Here is a 17,167-nt window from a genome sequence, read left to right on the forward strand (position 1 = left end):
ATTATTTAGTAGATTCTGTTATAATGGTGATATGACAAAACGACAATTTATTTTTATGGCGCTTTTATGCTCTTTTGAAACTTATTTTTTCAATCAATCCGTTATGGATGGCTCCTGGATTTTTGCTATTTTTTGGGGAGTTTTATTACTTCGAGATCTTCAAAAGGTGTATGCGATTTCAAAATTCACAAAAGAGCTTATCAAATCTACCAAGAAGAAAGACTGATTTCGCCACTGCGAAGTGTTTTCAACTGACCATCATCTAACTCAACCACTAAATATCCTTTATCAGTAATATCAATAGCTTTCCCAGAATACATTGTTTGACCATCCATAAAGCTAACGGTTTTATCTAAGACTAGGGATTTTTCTCTATATACCTTTAAGTGATCCTCTAGTGGAATATTGAAAAAGAGATTCCAGATTTCTGTAATCAATTGATTTCTAGTTATGGTCGGTTGCTCTGTAAAGAGACTACCTGCGCGCTTAGTTAACGCCCTAGGGAACTCTTTGATATAGAAATTGATACCTAATCCTATAATAACATTCGTTACCAATCCACTCTCAACAGAAGCGATAGCCTCGGTTAAAATACCAGCTATTTTTTTATTATCTAAATAAATATCATTGACCCACTTAATTTCAGGAGTAATTCCTGTTAACCGTGAGATAGCTTTTACAGCACTAGAGGCTACCATGACAGTATAAGGTTTTATATCTTCAATCGGTACATTAGGTTGTAATAAAAGAGACATATAGATGCCGCCTTGATTTGATGTAAAGAAAGGTCTATCAAAACGTCCTTTAGCTTTTTTTTGATTAGGAGCTAAAAAAAGGTGTGGAGTCTTTAATTTGCTTTCTATCCCCATTTTAGCATCTAGTTGGGTTGAAGCACTATTATTATTAAGACTAACCTTAATACCAATTTCTTGTTCGAGTTGTTCTGGTAATAATATGTCACCTGATACCAATCGGTAGCCCTTGTTAGTGACAGACTCAATCTCTAGGCCTAATTCTTCTAACGTTTTTATACCTTTCCAAATAGCTGTGCGGGAAATATTAAGTTGATTTGCCATAGTTTCTCCGCTAATAAAGTTGTTATTTTTTGATAGTATTTGATAAATTTTTTCGTAGGTTTTCATAAATCTAGTATAGTATAAATCGAGAAAAAAGACTAAAGAAAATAGAGATAATTTTTTATTTATTGGTAACTTATTTCACAAAAGATGAAATAGTGGTACAATAGCTATATGAGTCCCGAAAAGGTAGCCTAGAGGCTAGTTCTTTGTAACTCGACACATTTTACATTTTAGGGGGGACATTTTTATGTCAGAACGTAAACTTTTCACGTCTGAGTCAGTATCTGAGGGACATCCCGATAAGATTGCTGACCAAATTTCCGATGCGATTTTAGATGCAATTTTAGAGCAAGATCCAGATGCCCACGTAGCAGCCGAAACAGCTGTTTATACAGGTTCGGTTCATGTATTTGGCGAGATATCAACGACAGCCTATGTTGATATTAACCGAGTTGTCCGTAACACAATCGCTGAAATTGGCTATGATAAAGCTGAATATGGCTTCTCAGCTGAATCTGTCGGAGTGCATCCGTCACTCGTTGAACAGTCGCCAGACATTGCACAGGGAGTCAATGAAGCTCTTGAGGTACGTGGTTCTCTTGAACAAGATCCTTTAGATTTAATTGGTGCAGGTGACCAAGGTTTGATGTTTGGGTTTGCTGTTGATGAAACACCTGAGTTAATGCCATTGCCAATTTCTTTAGCTCATCAGTTAGTTAAGAAATTGACAGATCTACGTAAGTCTGGGGAACTCACCTATCTTCGACCAGATGCAAAATCTCAAGTAACGGTTGAATATGATGATAATGATCAACCAATTCGTGTGGATGCAGTAGTTATTTCGACACAGCATGATCCTAATGTAACTAATGACCAACTCCATAAGGACGTGATTGAGAAAGTTATCAATGAAGTTATTCCAAGCCATTATTTAGATGACCAAACAAAATTCTTTATCAATCCTACAGGGCGCTTTGTTATTGGAGGCCCTCAAGGAGATTCAGGACTAACAGGTCGTAAGATTATTGTAGATACTTATGGTGGTTATTCTCGTCATGGTGGTGGTGCATTTTCAGGTAAAGATGCTACTAAAGTAGATCGTTCAGCATCTTATGCAGCTCGTTATATTGCAAAAAATATTGTTGCAGCTGATTTAGCTAAAAAAGTAGAAGTACAACTTGCTTATGCAATTGGTGTTGCTCAGCCTGTCTCTGTGCGTGTAGATACATTTGGAACAGGTGTTATAGCAGAAGCAGACCTAGAGGCAGCTGTACGCCAAATATTTGATTTGCGACCAGCAGGCATTATTAATATGTTGGACCTCAAACGACCTATTTATCGACAAACAGCAGCCTATGGGCATATGGGACGTACTGATATCGATTTGCCATGGGAGCGAGTTGATAAAGTCCAGGCCTTAAAGGATTTTATTGCTAGCAAATAATAAAAAGCGTAAACGAAAGTTTACGCTTTTTTTGCTCATGATAATTTATAGAACATTTATAAAATCTTATAATAAACTGGTTAAGTATAGGAAATACTGCATATTTCTTGAAAATATGGTGTATATTGTGAATAAAATGATGACCAAGTTAATTGAATTTTCCTATCGAAAAATTTTTCAAAAAAATAATTTCATGCTCAAATCATTTGATTGTCAAATAAATAGAGCTTTTATAAAAATATTATATAAGTATAAAATGTAAAAAAAATAAAAAAATGATATTTTTATTTGATTCAAATGTATTTAATAAAAATACAAAGTTTATAAAAAAAGTAAAAATTCCATATCAACAAATAGCGTTAGTTGTTATAACCGAACATTTTTGTCCTTAAAACATGAAAACAAAAACAAAAGTTCGTAATTTAATCAATTTGTCATGTTACTAATCTTATGCTAATATATTATCTCGTGATAAGTTTTTGATGTAAAAATTATCATGAAAAAGAAAAGAGAGATGGAAATGAAAAAACAATTTTTAAAATCAGCAGCGATTCTATCGCTAGCAGTAACAGCAGTATCTACAAGTCAGCCGGTAGCCGGGATAACTAAAGATTATAATAACCGAAATGAAAAAGTAAAAAAGTATTTACAAGAAAATAATTTCGGTCATAAAATAGCGTATGGATGGAAAAATAAAGTAGAATTTGATTTTCGTTATTTATTGGATACTGCTAAATATTTAGTAAATAAAGAAGAATTTCAAGATCCTTTATATAGTGATGCGCGCGAAGAATTGATAAGTTTTATTTTTCCGTATGAGAAATTTTTAATTAACAATCGTGACATAACTAAATTAACAGTTAATCAGTATGAAGCGATTGTGAATAGAATGAGTGTTGCTTTACAAAAATTTTCAAAGAATATTTTTGAGAAACAGAAAGTAAATAAAGATTTAATCCCTATTGCGTTTTGGATTGAGAAAAGTTACAGAACTGTTGGAACGAATGAAATCGCCGCTTCTGTAGGCATTCAAGGAGGATTTTATCAAAACTTCCATGATTATTATAATTATTCATATCTATTAAATTCTTTATGGTATGAAGGAAATGTAAAAGAAGTAGTTAAGGATTATGAAAACACTATTCGTCAAATACTATCTAAAAAGCATGAGATTGAAAAAATTCTTAATCAGAGCACTTCTGATATCTCTATAGATGATGATGATTACGAAAAAGGAAATAAAGAATTGCTAAGGGAAAAATTAAATATTATTCTAAATCTTTCAAAGAGAGATTACAGAGTAACTCCATACTATGAAGTGAATAAACTACATACAGGGCTTATTTTATTGGAGGATGTCCCTAATTTAAAGATTGCTAAGGATAAGTTGTTTTCATTAGAGAATTCTTTAAAGGAATACAAAGGAGAGAAAGTTAATTATGAGGAACTAAGATTCAATACGGAACCTTTAACTAGTTACTTAGAAAATAAAGAAAAATTTTTAGTCCCCAATATTCCATATAAAAATAAATTAATTTTAAGGGAAGAAGATAAATATAGTTTTGAAGATGATGAAGAAGAGTTTGGAAATGAACTTCTAAGTTACAATAAGCTTAAGAATGAAGTTTTACCTGTTAATATTACAACTTCTACTATATTAAAACCGTTTGAACAGAAGAAAATTGTGGAAGATTTTAATCCTTATTCTAATTTAGACAATTTAGAAATAAAAAAAATAAGGTTGAATGGCTCCCAAAAACAAAAAGTAGAACAGGAAAAAACTAAATCGCCAACTCCTCAAAAAGAGGCTGTAAAAGAACAAACTGAGCAAAAAATATCTGGGAAGACTCAAAACGTAGAAAAGAAATCTGAAACTGTGGCAACTCCACAACAAAGTTCAACTGCGCAAACTTCTGTCCAACAGCCAGCTCCGGTTCAACCAGTTGTTCAAGAATCTAAAGCTTCTCAAGAGGAGATTAATGCAGCACATGATGCCATTTCAGCGTATAAATCAACAGTCAATATTGCTAATACAGCCGGTGTAACAACTGCGGAAATGACCTCGCTCATTAATACTCAAACTTCTAATCTTTCTGATGTTGAGAAAGCTTTAGGGAATAATAAGGTTAATAATGGTGCAGTCAATGTATTGAGAGAAGATACATCTCGTCTTGAGAATATGATTTGGAATCGTGCTTACCAAGCTATTGAAGAATTCAACGTCGCTCGTAATACTTATAATAACCAAATGAAGTCAGAAACAGTTCCAGTTGATAATGATATTGAAGCTATTTTAGCAGGTTCTCAAGCTAAAATTAGCCATTTGGACAATCGTATCGGAGCGCGCCACATGGATCAAGCTTTTGTAGCTAGTTTATTAGAAGTTACTGAGATGAGTAAATCAATCTCATCGCGTATAAAAGAATAGACACTGCTATCAAGGCGATCTTAAACTTTTGTATTGAGCTAACCTAAAAGATAGAAAGAGACTAATATGAAAAAAATAACAACTTTAATCTTAGCTAGTAGCTTATTACTAGTTGCAACGACATCGGTTAAAGCTGATGATAACTTTGAAGTACCAACGCGTTATGTTAAAATGAGTGAAAAATCAAAAGCATTTTATCAAAGATTACAAGAAAAACAACGTAAAACACATACTACTGTGAAGACTTTTAATAATTCAGAAATAAGGCATCAACTACCTCTTAAACAAGAAAAGGCTAGGAATGATATCTACAATTTAGGCATTCTTATTTCTCAGGAGTCTAAAGGGTTCATCCAACGTATTGATAATGCCTATTCTTTGGAAAATGTCTCAGATATTGTTAATGAAGCTCAGGCTTTGTATAAACGCAACTATGATTTATTTGAAAAAATCAAATCTACACGTGATAAGGTTCAAGTCTTACTTGCATCGCATCAAGGTAATACAGACTTAAAAAACTTTTATGCTGAGTTGGACGATATGTATGAACATGTTTATCTCAACGAAAGTAGAGTGGAGGCGATAAACAGAAATATCCAAAAATATAATTAGTTTCTAAACTAACAAACATTCCTAAATATAAGACATTAAACCCTACTTATTGATTAGTGAGTAGGGTTTTACTGTTTTAAATAGCTTTCTGCTCAGAATGTAAGCCTTGTCATTTCAAAGGAACTATGTTATTATTCTTAAGTAAATTAAATAGGACATTTGGGGTGCGTAACAGCTGAGATTATACCCATTGAACTTGATACAGTTAGTACTGTCGAAGGGAAATGTGTGCCATTACAAGTTTTTTGTAATGGAAAAGGGCGTAGTGTCTTCTTAGGAGACAGCTAGCTCTAGTTAATCAGATAATAAACTCCGTTTGCTTGCAGATGGAGTTTTTTGTCGTCAAAATTTTTTATAGGTTGTTGCCCCTTATCTGTCATAGAGAAGGAGTTATGATGACTAATCATAAAACAAAAAAATTAACGGTTTTAGCAATTATGATTGCTTTAGATGTTTTTCTAACGCCCATTTTTAGAATAGAAGGCATGGCCTTTATGTCTAGTGTGGTTAATATTATCGCTGGAGTTATAATGGGACCAATCTATGCATTAGTTATGGCACTTGTAACGGCTTTTATTCGTATTTTAACTCAAGCAGGAGTAGCATCTGTTGCACCTTTAGCTATTCTAGGAGCTGGTCCAGGAGCTTTCTTAGCGGGTTGGTTTTATCGGTTTTATGCGAAAGACTGGATGTCTTGGGTGGGTGAGTTTATAGGAACAGGGATAATTGGAGCACTTTTATCAGCTCCAATTATGGTCTGGTTTTGGACTTGGACAGCGGATGGAAATCACGAAGTGTTAGCTAAAGCATCTGCAGCTCAATCCATTTTTCTTTTTATGCCAAGGTTTATAGGGGCGACTATAATTGGCGGTGTTATTGCTTTGTTGCTACTTCAGGGATTAAAGCGGGTTCCTGTATTTATGACAATACAAGCATTATTTAAAGGAGAAAAAGTAAAATGAAATTGGGTTTAAAAGATGTATTATTGATTGCTTTATTAGCGGTTGTTCTGGGCGTTGTTTACTTTGGAGCAGGCTATATTTCAAATGTTTTTGTACCTTTTGTAGGTCCTATAGCGCATGAAGTTATTTATGGTATTTGGTTTGTGGCAGGTCCAATGGCTCTTTATATATTGAGGAAACCAGGAACCGCTATTGTAGCAGAATTGTTAGCTGCTTTGATAGAGGTTTTAATTGGATCAATTTATGGACCAAGTGTACTCGTTATTGGTACCCTTCAAGGTTTAGGGTCAGAATTAGGCTTTACGCTGTTTAGGTATCATAATTACAAGTTGCCAGCTTTTATATTGTCTGCTATTTTGACATCAATTTTTAGTTTTGCATGGAGTTTTTATGCCAATGGACTTAGTGCATTTTCATTTTCATATAACATTCTGATGCTTATAGTAAGAACTGTTTCATCTATTATTTTCTTCTTATTAACAAAGAATATATGTGACCAATTGCATAGAAGTGGTGTACTGAATGCTTATGGGATTCATGAAGGGAAGTAGCCTATGCTATCTGTTGAAAAATTAGCTTACACCCATGGCGATAGTCATTATTTATTTGATGAAGTGACTTTTAGTCTTAACCCAGGAGAACGAATTTTAATTAGTGGCTATTCAGGGTGTGGTAAGAGTACATTGGCTCTTTTACTATCAGGGTTAAAAGAAAGTGGGAAAGGTCAAGTTTTATTAAACGGCTCATTAATAGAACCAAGCGATGTGGGTTTTCTTTTTCAAAATCCTGATTTGCAATTTTGTATGGATACTGTGGCGCATGAGTTGTATTTTATTTTAGAAAATTTACAAATAGAACCGGAGCAAATGCAAGATAGAAGTGAGTTTGTATTGGCACAAGTTGGTTTAAAAGGATTTCAGAATCGTTTGATTTATACTTTATCTCAAGGTGAAAAACAGCGATTAGCATTGGCGACTATTTTTTTAAAATCTCCTAAACTTATTATTTTAGATGAAGCTTTTGCGAATTTGGATCAAGAGAGTGCCAGTCAACTATTACAATTAGTTCTTAATTATCAAGCAAACAATCAATCAATGCTGATTGTAATCGATCATTTGATTACTTATTATCAAGATATAATGGATCACTATTTTTGGTTGGAAAAATGGTTGATAAGGGTCGATTTTGATTATATGCTCAATCGTTTGAATGTCTTCGAATTAGAAAAGAAAAGTCATAATACAGGTGACAAACTGTTATCAATTAAAGATTTCCAAGTTAAACTTTCAAAAAACAAATTCATCTCTTACCTTGATTTTGATTTAGCAAGTGGGGAGAGGTTGTGCTTAGATGGACCAAGTGGCGTGGGGAAGTCTAGTTTCTTTATGGGATTGTTAGGGCTCTATAGGACTAAAGGAAAGAAACAATTTACTCATAGAAAGCAAATTCCTATAAGCTTTTTATTTCAAAATCCCTTAGATCAATTTATTTTTTCAACAGTTTATGACGAAATTTTTCAGGTTTGCAAGGATAGTAACAAAGCGAGGGATATTTTGGAAACCATAAATCTTTGGGATAAAAAACAGTTTTCACCATTTCAACTAAGTCAAGGCCAACAGAGGCGATTAGCCATTGGCAGTATTTTAGCTAGTGATAGTAAACTTCTATTATTAGATGAACCAACTTATGGACAAGATGCCTATCACGCTAATATGATTACGACTCTTCTTTTGAGTTATTGTCACAAAAATCATTGTGGGGTTATTTTTACTAGCCATGATCCTCACTTAAAAGAGTGTTTTGCAACACGTTTCTTGGAGGTGTCATCTTGTTCAATTTGAAAAACTATCATCCAGCTATCACCTTCCTATGTTTATTAATACCAACCTTTTCGTTTAGTTTCACATTGAGGCTAAGAACGTCTTTGTTATTTCTAATTATAGTAGTAACACTGCAATGCTTCGTAAAGGTTTCTTTAAAAACTTGGGCGAAGGTCAATTTGATCTCATTTGTGATGGGACTCTCTTTATTTTTAGGGACGTATTTTTGGGGGAAATTACCCCATCAATTCGTCTTAGCTAGTCTAGTGGCCTGTCGTCCGCTTATTTTTATGAACGTGGGTTTGTTATTTCATGCATCACATTCTAATTATGATTTTATAGAATCTCTTTATCAAACTTTCAAAGTGCCTAGTCATTTTGCATATGGTATTTTTGCGGTCTTTAATCTTTTACCATTAATTAAATTACAATACCAACGTAATCGACTCGCATTCCGACTGAAGAATCAGGTAACTTGGGCATTATCGCCTAGACTAATATTGTCAGTTTTATTAAAGACGATATATTGGGTAGAACAGTTAGAGTTAGCAATGCTTTCTAAAGGTTTTGAAGTGGGTAAAGAGCGAACACATGCTTCAACTTATCCCGTTCGTTTTCGAGATTATAGTTTACTTGGTATGAGTATTTTATTGGCTATAGGAATGATTTTTAAATAAGTACAATTAGTTTAGTAATACAATTGTGCATTTATATAGAGTGAGCATGTTCTGCTCATGAGATCATAACAAAGGAGATTACTATGTTAAAAGATGAGATGATTGCTAAAGGAACAAAATATATACAATCCATCTATCAAGATCCATTTATTCAAGGAATTGTAAAAGGGCGTTTAGACCATGACGTAATCTGCCATTATTTACAGGCAGATAATATCTACCTTGGGAAATTTGCTGATATTTATGCCCTGTGCTTGGCAAAATCTGATAATTTACGAGATAAACAATTTTTCCTTGAACAAGTTGACTTTACATTAAATCGGGAGTTAGCAGATGGTGAAGGTCCACATCAAGCCTTGGCAGCTTATACTAATCGATCTTATCAGGATATTATCGAAAAGGCTGTATGGTACCCGTCAGCAGATCATTACATTAAACATATGTATTTTCATTTTTACGAAAATGGTATTGCTGGTGCTTTAGCTGCAATGAGCCCATGTCCATGGATTTACCATCAATTGGCTAAAAAAATAATTGAGGAGAACCAGTTTTTGAATGGTAACCCTTTTAATAATTGGATAACTTTTTATGCTAACGATACAGTTGAAGAGTTAATGGAAAACTATTTTCGTATGATGGATTATTATGCGCAGAATTTGTCAAAAGAGAAGCAAGCTGATTTGGTAGATGCTTTTGTGAAATCTTGTCAGCATGAGAGACGTTTTTTTCAAATGGCAATAAATCAAGAAAAATGGGAGGATTAATATGACTTATTTAGCACCAGTTTTAACTATTGCAGGAACTGATCCTAGCGGTGGAGCAGGGATTATGGCAGATTTAAAGACATTTCAAGCTCGTCGGACTTACGGGATGGCTGTTGTGACTAGTGTTGTTGCTCAGAACACTTGTGGGGTTAGAGGCGTTCAGCATATAGAAACAGCTATCATTGATCAACAACTAGCTTGTGTTTATGATGATATTAAGCCAAAGGCGGTCAAAACAGGAATGTTAGCGGAGAGGGAAACGATTAGTTTAGTCGCTTCATATTTAAAAAAATATCCGCAACCTTATGTATTAGATCCTGTTATGGTGGCAACTAGCGGACATCGTTTAATTGATTCAGATGCCGTAGAAGCATTAAAAGAAGACTTATTGCCATTAGCAACTATTATCACACCAAATTTACCAGAAGCTGAGGTTTTAGTGGGATATGACTTATCAGATGAAGTAAGTATTATTAAAGCAGGTTACGATATTCAAAAACAATATTCTGTTAGAAATGTTCTTATAAAGGGAGGACATCTAGATGGTTTGGCTAAAGATTATTTATTTTTGGAAAAAGAAGGGTTGATAACTCTTAGTAATCAACGTATCAATACTATTCATACTCATGGGACTGGGTGTACATTTGCAGCAGTCGTTGCAGCGGAGTTAGCTAAAGGGCAATCAATTCTAAACGCGGTAAGTACCGCTAAATCATTTATTACTTCAGCTATCGAAACAGCGCCTGAGTTGGGTCTTGGAAACGGTCCTGTCAATCATACTAGCTATCAAGGAGACTAAAATGTATTTAGAACAACTAAAAGAGGTAAATCCTTTAACCATTTGTATCACTAATAATGTGGTCAAAAACTTTACAGCCAATGGTTTATTAGCTTTAGGAGCTTCTCCGGCTATGAGCGAGTGCATAGAGGACTTAGAAGACTTGTTAAAAGTTGCAGATGCATTATTAATTAATATAGGAACACTAACAAAAGAAAGTTGGCAACTTTACCAAGAAGCAATCAAAATAGCAAATAAAAACCAAGTTCCAGTTGTATTAGATCCTGTAGCGGCAGGAGCAAGTCGTTTTCGATTAGAAGTGTCACTTGATTTATTGAAGAATTATCCTATTAGTTTACTTAGAGGAAATGGTAGTGAAATCGCTGCTTTGGTTGGTGAAAAACAAGCGTCTAAAGGGGCAGATGGGGGAAAAGTGGCTGATTTAGAATCAATTGCTGTAAAAGCCAATCAAGTTTTTGATGTGCCAGTGGTTGTCACAGGAGAAACTGATGCTATCGCTGTTAGAGGAGAAGTTCGCTTATTACAAAATGGTAGTCCTTTAATGCCACTTGTTACAGGAACTGGATGTCTATTAGGGGCAGTATTGGCTGCTTTTATTGGTAGTTCTGACAGAAGCGATGATCTTGCTTGTCTGACAGAGGCCATGACTGTTTATAATGTTGCTGGAGAAATTGCAGAGAAAGTGGCAAAAGGTAAGGGAGTGGGAAGTTTCCAAGTTGCATTTTTAGATGCCCTTTCTCAGATGAAATCAGAAATGATTATGGACAAATAGGCGGTGTCAGTAGATGAAAGATACATTGAAATTATATTTTGTTTGTGGGACTGTGGATTGCTCTAGGAAGAATATATTGACTGTTGTTGAAGAAGCCTTACAAGCAGGTATAACTCTATTTCAATTTAGAGAAAAAGGTTTTACAGCATTACAAGGTAAGGAAAAAATTGCTATGGCTAAGCAACTCCAAATACTTTGTAAGCAATATCAAGTTCCTTTTATTATTGATGATGACATTGACTTAGTTGAGTTAATTGATGCTGATGGTCTTCATATTGGACAAAATGATTTACCTGTTGATGAGGCACGGAGACGTTTACCAGATAAAATCATCGGTTTATCTGTGAGTACAATGGCTGAATATCAGAAATCACAATTATCTGTTGTTGATTACATCGGAATTGGTCCTTTTAATCCGACACAATCAAAAGCAGATGCTAAGCCTGCTGTTGGCAATAGGACAACAAAGGCAGTTAGAGAAATTAATCAAGATATTCCAATCGTTGCAATAGGCGGAATCACTAGTGATTTTGTTCATGATATTATAGAATCAGGCGCAGATGGGATTGCTGTTATATCGGCTATTTCAAAAGCAAATCATATTGTAGATGCAACCAGACAATTGCGCTATGAAGTTGAAAAAGCTCTGGTTAATAGGCAAAAACACAGTGATGTAATCAAATAAGGCTACATCGTTAATTATAAGAATTTTTAAGATATTATATCATCACACAATACTGGTATTTGAAAAAGAATTTAAACTATGATAATATAGTAGAGTTGAATTCTAGTTAAAGAAAGATTTGAAAGTATGCGTAAAATTATTATTAACGGTGGCAAGCAACTGACGGGAGAAGTTGCTGTATCGGGTGCCAAAAATAGTGTAGTTGCCTTGATTCCTGCCACTATTCTTGCTGATGATGTTGTGGTCTTAGATGGAGTTCCGGCTATTTCTGATGTTGACAGTTTAGTTGACATTATGGAAACTATGGGAGCTAAGATTAAGCGTTATGGTGAGACGCTTGAAATTGATCCACGTGGCGTTAAAGATATTCCAATGCCTTATGGCAAAATCAATAGTCTTCGTGCATCCTATTATTTCTATGGAAGCTTATTGGGGCGTTATGGTCAAGCAACATTAGGTTTACCTGGTGGTTGTGATTTAGGCCCCCGTCCGATTGATTTACATTTAAAAGCTTTTGAAGCGATGGGAGCTAGTGTTTCTTATGAAGGTGATTCAATGCGTCTAGCAACAAACGGAAAGCCTTTGCAAGGAGCAAATATTTATATGGATACTGTCAGTGTTGGTGCGACAATTAACACTATGATCGCAGCAGCTAAGGCAAATGGTCGTACGGTTATTGAAAATGCTGCGCGTGAACCAGAAATTATTGACGTGGCTACTCTTTTAAATAATATGGGAGCTCATATTCGTGGTGCTGGGACTGATGTTATTACAATTGAAGGTGTGAAATCGCTCCATGGCACGCGTCATCAAGTAATTCCAGATCGTATTGAAGCAGGAACTTATATTGCTATGGCAGCAGCTATCGGACGAGGAATAAAAGTGACCAATGTGTTATATGAACACCTTGAGAGTTTCATTGCTAAGTTAGATGAGATGGGAGTTCGAATGACAGTTGAAGAGGATTCAATTTTTGTCGAAGAACAAGAAAAGTTAAAAGCTGTATCCATAAAAACCTCACCTTACCCAGGATTTGCTACAGATTTACAACAACCTCTAACCCCTTTATTACTAACAGCAGAAGGAAACGGGAGTTTATTAGATACTATCTATGAGAAACGTGTTAATCATGTTCCCGAATTAGCACGTATGGGAGCTAATATTTCTACCCTAGGGGGCAAAATAGTTTATAGTGGTCCTAATCAATTATCTGGTGCACCTGTAAAAGCGACAGATTTGCGTGCAGGCGCTGCTTTAGTTATCGCTGGCTTAATGGCAGAGGGACGAACTGAAATTACGAATATCGAGTTTATTTTACGTGGATATTCTAATATCATCGAGAAACTAACATCATTGGGTGCGGATATCCAATTGGTTGAGGAATAGTATATATAACAAAGAGTTGAGAATATTTCTTAGCTCTTTTCTTCTTGTTTTAGATTAAGTCACTTATAGGTATTTGAAATCTCTTGTGGTATAATATTATCATGGATATATGGACAAATTTAGGACGGTTTGCATTCATTGAAACAGAACATGTTAACCTACGTCCTGTTGCCTACACTGATAGGGAAGCTTTTTGGCGAATAGCTTCAAAAAGGACAAATTTACAATTTATTTTTCCTGTTCAAACCAGTAAGAAGGAAAGTGATTTTCTTTTAGTTCATTCTTTTATGAAAGAGCCGTTGGGAGTTTGGGCGATTGAAGATAAAGTTAGTCATAAAATGTTTGGAGTTATCCGTTTTGAAAACATTGATTTATCTAAAAAGACAGCTGAAATTGGCTATTTTTTGAAAGAAAGTTCTTGGGGTCAAGGCATTATGACTGAATGTCTAAAGACACTTTCTTTTTTTGCTTTTCAAGAGTTTGGGATGGACAAATTGATCATAGTAACACATAAAGAGAATATTGCTAGTCAGAAGGTTGCTTTGAAGGCGCATTTCAAACAATCTAGGAGTTTTAAAGGAAGCGACCGTTATACACGCCGTATAAGAGACTATATTGAGTTTCAATTAACTAGGGGTGATTATCGTTATGAGTAAACATCAAGAAATTTTGGAGTACCTAGAAAATTTAGCTGTTGGTAAGAGGGTTAGTGTACGCAGTATTTCAAATCATTTAAAGGTGAGTGATGGCACTGCATACCGCGCTATAAAAGAGGCAGAAAATAGGGGTATTGTTGAGACTAGACCGCGTAGTGGGACAGTACGTGTTGCTCAAAAAGCAAAGGTTAATATTGAAAAACTGACTTATGCTGAAATTGCAAGGATTAGTGACTCACAAGTTGTTGCAGGAACAGAGGGGCTCAGCAAGGAGTTTAGTAAATTTTCTATAGGTGCAATGACTCACAGAAATATTGAAAAATATTTGGTGCAAGGAGGGTTATTGATTGTTGGCGACCGTGATGAAATACAACATTTAGCCTTACAACATCAAAACGCTATCTTAGTTACAGGTGGCTTTAATGTTTCCCCATCTGTTTGTCGTTTAGCAGATAAACTTCAAATTCCCGTAATGGTAACACACTATGATACATTCACAGTATCAACGATGATTAATCACACTTTGTCAAATGCCAAAATTCGTACTGATTTAAAGACCGTTGAACAAGTCTATCAGTCGCAAATGGATTACGGTTTCTTAGCGCAGGATGATACCGTAAAAGAATTTAATCTTCTTGTTAAACAAACTAAAAATGTTCGTTTTCCAATAGTCAACCAAGCTAATGTTGTCGTTGGTGTTGTTAGTGTGCAAGATATTCTTGGAAAAGATAAAGAAGTAAAATTGGCAACAGTCATGTCAAAAAATATCATTGTTGCTAAACCTCGAATGAGTCTAGCTAATATCAGTCAAAAAATGATTTTTGAAGATTTGAATATGATGCCAGTAGTATCGGATGACTTTGAATTATTAGGCGTTATTACAAGACGACAAGCTGTAGAAAATTTATCGATGTCGCAAGGGACAGCTTTATACACCTATAGTGATCAAATCTTGTCTAATTTACAAATTGAAGATGGTCACTTTTCGTTTTTAGTAGAACCCGCTATGATTGACCATACAGGTAGCTTAACACAAGGAGTTTTGACGGAGTTCTTAAAAGAAATTTGTATTCGTGTCTTAACTCGTAAGCATCAACGCAGTATTGTTGTTAAACAAATGACACTTTATTTCTTGCAACCTGTTCAAATTGATGAAATAATAATGGTAACGCCAACAATTATTTCAGAAAAACGGCGCGAAGCTACACTCGATTTAGAATTAAAATTAGAAAATAAAATTATTGCTAAAGCTATGATAGCGGTAAAAATTAATTAGATATAAGGAGAATAAATAGAAAATGATTACATTAAAGTCAGCACGCGAAATTGAAGCAATGGATAGAGCAGGTGATTTTTTAGCCAGCATCCACATTGGACTTCGTGATATTATCAAACCAGGAGTTGATATGTGGGAAGTTGAAGAATACGTTCGTAGACGTTGTAAAGAAGAAAACGTATTGCCATTGCAAATCGGGGTTGATGGTGCAGTTATGGATTACCCATATGCTACTTGTTGTGGGCTTAATGATGAAGTGGCTCATGCCTTTCCTCGTCATTATACCCTAAAACAAGGTGACCTTTTAAAAGTAGATATGGTTTTAAGCGAACCTTTAGATAAATCAATTGTTGATGTTTCATCGTTAAACTTTGACAACGTGGCTCAAATGAAAAAGTACACGGAAACATATAGTGGTGGTTTGGCAGACTCATGTTGGGCTTATGCTGTAGGTGAAGTTTCACAAGAGGTGAAAGACTTAATGTCTGTGACAAGAGAAGCAATGTATATTGGGATTGAAAAAGCAGTTATCGGAAACCGTATTGGTGATATTGGAGCTGCTATTCAGGATTATGCAGAGAGTCGTGGTTATGGAGTTGTTCGTGATTTGGTTGGTCACGGTGTTGGTCCAACAATGCATGAAGAGCCTATGGTGCCTAACTATGGTACAGCAGGTCGAGGTCTCCGTCTTCGTGAGGGGATGGTTTTAACCATCGAACCAATGATTAATACTGGTACTTGGGAAATTGATACAGACATGAAAACTGGTTGGGCACATAAAACCTTAGATGGTGGTCTTTCTTGTCAATATGAACATCAATTTGTTATCACTAAAGATGGTCCTGTTATTTTAACGAGTCAAGGAGAAGAAAGAACTTACTAAAATGAAATTAAAAAAATTCTTTGAGGATTTGCTGGCTAAACTAGAATATAGACCCATTCAAGTTTTTATGCGTCATTTTCAAAGTGCAGAGATGGACTTATCAGCCATAGCAGTTGCTTATTATCTATTAGTGACAGCTTTTCCATTACTAGTTATTGCTGCTAATATTTTTCCTTATTTTCATATTAATGTGTCGGATTTATTGTCACTTATGCAAAAAAATCTTCCGAAAAATATTTATGAACCTGCCTCACGCTTAGCAGTAGATGCTTTTTCGAAACCGTCTACCGGCATTTTGGGATTCGCGTCATTAACAGCTTTTTGGACAATGTCTAAAAGTTTGACCTCTCTTCAAAAAGCCATTAATAAAGCATACGGTGTTGACCAACACAGAGACTTTGTGATTAGTCGTTTAGTGGGTGTGGGGACTGGGCTGATCATCCTATTTTTACTGACTTTTGTTTTAATTTTTTCAACCTTTTCAAAACCAGTTTTACAGATAATTGTAAACATGTATGATTTGGGAGATACTCTAACGGCGTGGCTTTTAAATCTTGCACAACCAGTTACATTTTTGACTATATTTTTAGGTATTGGAATTTTATACTTTATTTTACCTAACGCACGAATTAGAAAAGTACGTTATGTCATTCCAGGGACATTATTTTCAACGTTTGTTATTGGTTTTTTTAGTAATTTAATTAGCCAATACGTCTTAAATAGGGTTGAAAAAATGGTAGATATTAAAACGTTTGGTTCGGTCGTTATCTTTATCTTAATGCTATGGTTTATTTTCTTAGCCCACATTATGATTTTAGGTGCAATACTGAATGCCAGCGTTCAAGAAATTGCGACAGGAAAAATTGAATCAAGGCGTGGAGATATTATGTCTCTTATCCAAAAATCCAAAGAAGAAAAATAAGA

19 protein-coding genes and 1 riboswitch are annotated in these 17,167 nt (G+C 34.9%); of the genes, 18 read left to right on the plus strand and 1 reads right to left on the minus strand.

The genetic code is table 11. From position 1 onward, the window contains the following. Nucleotides 1-31: 31 nt before the first annotated feature. Nucleotides 32-226, plus strand: coding sequence for a DUF3272 domain-containing protein (locus A6J68_RS05800; RefSeq protein ID WP_000166926.1), 195 nt, complete (start codon nt 32-34; stop codon nt 224-226). Here A6J68_RS05800 and birA read toward each other — a convergent pair. Further along, nucleotides 207-1,142 carry a bifunctional biotin--[acetyl-CoA-carboxylase] ligase/biotin operon repressor BirA gene (birA, locus tag A6J68_RS05805; RefSeq protein WP_001873801.1) on the minus strand — a complete coding sequence of 312 codons (936 nt, stop codon included), beginning with the start codon at nt 1,140-1,142 and terminating at the stop codon, nt 207-209. The genes A6J68_RS05800 and birA overlap by 20 nt on opposite strands. A gap of 184 nt (nt 1,143-1,326) precedes the next feature. Between birA and metK the strand changes: the two genes are divergently transcribed. The 17 genes from metK (at nt 1,327) to A6J68_RS05890 (ending at nt 17,165) form a co-directional block, all read left to right on the plus strand. After that, nucleotides 1,327-2,523, plus strand: coding sequence for a methionine adenosyltransferase (gene metK / locus A6J68_RS05810; protein ID WP_000003952.1), 1,197 nt, complete (start codon nt 1,327-1,329; stop codon nt 2,521-2,523). Continuing rightward, nucleotides 2,510-2,785: a hypothetical protein gene (locus tag A6J68_RS05815; RefSeq protein ID WP_000880724.1), complete on the plus strand. Its 276-nt coding sequence runs from the start codon at nt 2,510-2,512 to the stop codon at nt 2,783-2,785. Before metK ends, A6J68_RS05815 begins: the two co-directional genes overlap by 14 nt. A 258-nt stretch (nt 2,786-3,043) precedes the next feature. After that, entirely contained in the window at nt 3,044-4,951 is a 1,908-nt protein-coding gene (fbsB, locus tag A6J68_RS05820) for a fibrinogen-binding surface protein FbsB (RefSeq protein ID WP_000743859.1), read from the plus strand. A 66-nt stretch (nt 4,952-5,017) separates the two neighbouring features. After that, on the plus strand, nt 5,018-5,563 hold the full coding sequence (locus A6J68_RS05825) for a GA module-containing protein (protein ID WP_000724547.1): 546 nt from the start codon (nt 5,018-5,020) through the stop codon (nt 5,561-5,563). A gap of 150 nt (nt 5,564-5,713) precedes the next feature. After that, nucleotides 5,714-5,803, plus strand: a riboswitch (TPP riboswitch). 155 nt (nt 5,804-5,958) lie between these two features. Then, nucleotides 5,959-6,525, plus strand: a complete 567-nt coding sequence (thiW, locus tag A6J68_RS05830) for an energy coupling factor transporter S component ThiW (protein WP_000181409.1) — start codon at nt 5,959-5,961, stop codon at nt 6,523-6,525. Further along, nucleotides 6,522-7,076, plus strand: coding sequence for an ECF transporter S component (locus tag A6J68_RS05835; RefSeq protein WP_105253168.1), 555 nt, complete (start codon nt 6,522-6,524; stop codon nt 7,074-7,076). Before thiW ends, A6J68_RS05835 begins: the two co-directional genes overlap by 4 nt. Nucleotides 7,077-7,079: 3 nt before the next feature. Beyond that, the gene (locus A6J68_RS05840) at nt 7,080-8,366 is read left to right on the plus strand and encodes an ATP-binding cassette domain-containing protein (RefSeq protein ID WP_000953604.1); all 1,287 of its coding nucleotides are present in this window, start codon (nt 7,080-7,082) and stop codon (nt 8,364-8,366) included. Next, on the plus strand, nt 8,354-9,022 hold the full coding sequence (locus A6J68_RS05845; protein WP_000482626.1) for an energy-coupling factor transporter transmembrane component T family protein: 669 nt from the start codon (nt 8,354-8,356) through the stop codon (nt 9,020-9,022). The genes A6J68_RS05840 and A6J68_RS05845 overlap by 13 nt, the downstream gene beginning before the upstream one ends. An 83-nt stretch (nt 9,023-9,105) precedes the next feature. Further along, on the plus strand, nt 9,106-9,786 hold the full coding sequence (tenA, locus tag A6J68_RS05850; protein WP_000910129.1) for a thiaminase II: 681 nt from the start codon (nt 9,106-9,108) through the stop codon (nt 9,784-9,786). Between the two features lies 1 nt (nt 9,787). Next, nucleotides 9,788-10,585, plus strand: coding sequence for a bifunctional hydroxymethylpyrimidine kinase/phosphomethylpyrimidine kinase (thiD, locus tag A6J68_RS05855; RefSeq protein WP_000221577.1), 798 nt, complete (start codon nt 9,788-9,790; stop codon nt 10,583-10,585). A gap of 1 nt (nt 10,586) precedes the next feature. Continuing rightward, nucleotides 10,587-11,357, plus strand: coding sequence for a hydroxyethylthiazole kinase (gene thiM / locus A6J68_RS05860; RefSeq protein WP_000280416.1), 771 nt, complete (start codon nt 10,587-10,589; stop codon nt 11,355-11,357). Nucleotides 11,358-11,370: 13 nt separating this feature from the next. Further along, complete coding sequence (gene thiE, locus A6J68_RS05865; RefSeq protein WP_001869769.1) at nt 11,371-12,042, plus strand: thiamine phosphate synthase; 672 nt, start codon at nt 11,371-11,373, stop codon at nt 12,040-12,042. Between the two features lie 126 nt (nt 12,043-12,168). Continuing rightward, complete coding sequence (locus A6J68_RS05870) at nt 12,169-13,428, plus strand: UDP-N-acetylglucosamine 1-carboxyvinyltransferase (RefSeq protein ID WP_001226243.1); 1,260 nt, start codon at nt 12,169-12,171, stop codon at nt 13,426-13,428. A 101-nt stretch (nt 13,429-13,529) separates the two neighbouring features. Beyond that, nucleotides 13,530-14,084 carry a GNAT family N-acetyltransferase gene (locus A6J68_RS05875; protein ID WP_000355951.1) on the plus strand — a complete coding sequence of 185 codons (555 nt, stop codon included), beginning with the start codon at nt 13,530-13,532 and terminating at the stop codon, nt 14,082-14,084. Then, nucleotides 14,077-15,360: a CBS-HotDog domain-containing transcription factor SpxR gene (gene spxR / locus A6J68_RS05880; protein WP_000033794.1), complete on the plus strand. Its 1,284-nt coding sequence runs from the start codon at nt 14,077-14,079 to the stop codon at nt 15,358-15,360. Before A6J68_RS05875 ends, spxR begins: the two co-directional genes overlap by 8 nt. A gap of 22 nt (nt 15,361-15,382) precedes the next feature. Beyond that, nucleotides 15,383-16,243 (plus strand): methionyl aminopeptidase, encoded by an 861-nt coding sequence (locus tag A6J68_RS05885; protein ID WP_000631567.1) that lies wholly within the window; start codon nt 15,383-15,385, stop codon nt 16,241-16,243. Nucleotide 16,244: 1 nt separating this feature from the next. Next, nucleotides 16,245-17,165, plus strand: coding sequence for a YihY/virulence factor BrkB family protein (locus A6J68_RS05890; protein WP_000768440.1), 921 nt, complete (start codon nt 16,245-16,247; stop codon nt 17,163-17,165). The last annotated feature ends 2 nt before the right edge of the window (nt 17,166-17,167 follow it).

Origin of the sequence: Streptococcus sp. 'group B' (assembly GCF_002073795.1) — a bacterium.
In the GTDB taxonomy this organism is placed as follows: domain Bacteria; phylum Bacillota; class Bacilli; order Lactobacillales; family Streptococcaceae; genus Streptococcus; species Streptococcus agalactiae.

Excerpts from the sequence above, each read along its gene's own strand:
- A6J68_RS05800 (WP_000166926.1), top strand. The coding sequence starts at position 32 with ATGACAAAACGACAATTTATTTTTATGGCGCTTTTATGCTCTTTTGAA.
- birA (WP_001873801.1), bottom strand. The coding sequence starts at position 1,142 with ATGAAAACCTACGAAAAAATTTATCAAATACTATCAAAAAATAACAAC.
- metK (WP_000003952.1), top strand. The coding sequence starts at position 1,327 with ATGTCAGAACGTAAACTTTTCACGTCTGAGTCAGTATCTGAGGGACAT.
- fbsB (WP_000743859.1), top strand. The coding sequence starts at position 3,044 with ATGAAAAAACAATTTTTAAAATCAGCAGCGATTCTATCGCTAGCAGTA.
- A6J68_RS05825 (WP_000724547.1), top strand. The coding sequence starts at position 5,018 with ATGAAAAAAATAACAACTTTAATCTTAGCTAGTAGCTTATTACTAGTT.
- thiW (WP_000181409.1), top strand. The coding sequence starts at position 5,959 with ATGACTAATCATAAAACAAAAAAATTAACGGTTTTAGCAATTATGATT.
- A6J68_RS05835 (WP_105253168.1), top strand. The coding sequence starts at position 6,522 with ATGAAATTGGGTTTAAAAGATGTATTATTGATTGCTTTATTAGCGGTT.
- A6J68_RS05840 (WP_000953604.1), top strand. The coding sequence starts at position 7,080 with ATGCTATCTGTTGAAAAATTAGCTTACACCCATGGCGATAGTCATTAT.
- tenA (WP_000910129.1), top strand. The coding sequence starts at position 9,106 with ATGTTAAAAGATGAGATGATTGCTAAAGGAACAAAATATATACAATCC.
- thiD (WP_000221577.1), top strand. The coding sequence starts at position 9,788 with ATGACTTATTTAGCACCAGTTTTAACTATTGCAGGAACTGATCCTAGC.
- thiM (WP_000280416.1), top strand. The coding sequence starts at position 10,587 with ATGTATTTAGAACAACTAAAAGAGGTAAATCCTTTAACCATTTGTATC.
- thiE (WP_001869769.1), top strand. The coding sequence starts at position 11,371 with ATGAAAGATACATTGAAATTATATTTTGTTTGTGGGACTGTGGATTGC.
- A6J68_RS05870 (WP_001226243.1), top strand. The coding sequence starts at position 12,169 with ATGCGTAAAATTATTATTAACGGTGGCAAGCAACTGACGGGAGAAGTT.
- A6J68_RS05875 (WP_000355951.1), top strand. The coding sequence starts at position 13,530 with ATGGATATATGGACAAATTTAGGACGGTTTGCATTCATTGAAACAGAA.
- spxR (WP_000033794.1), top strand. The coding sequence starts at position 14,077 with ATGAGTAAACATCAAGAAATTTTGGAGTACCTAGAAAATTTAGCTGTT.
- A6J68_RS05885 (WP_000631567.1), top strand. The coding sequence starts at position 15,383 with ATGATTACATTAAAGTCAGCACGCGAAATTGAAGCAATGGATAGAGCA.
- A6J68_RS05890 (WP_000768440.1), top strand. The coding sequence starts at position 16,245 with ATGAAATTAAAAAAATTCTTTGAGGATTTGCTGGCTAAACTAGAATAT.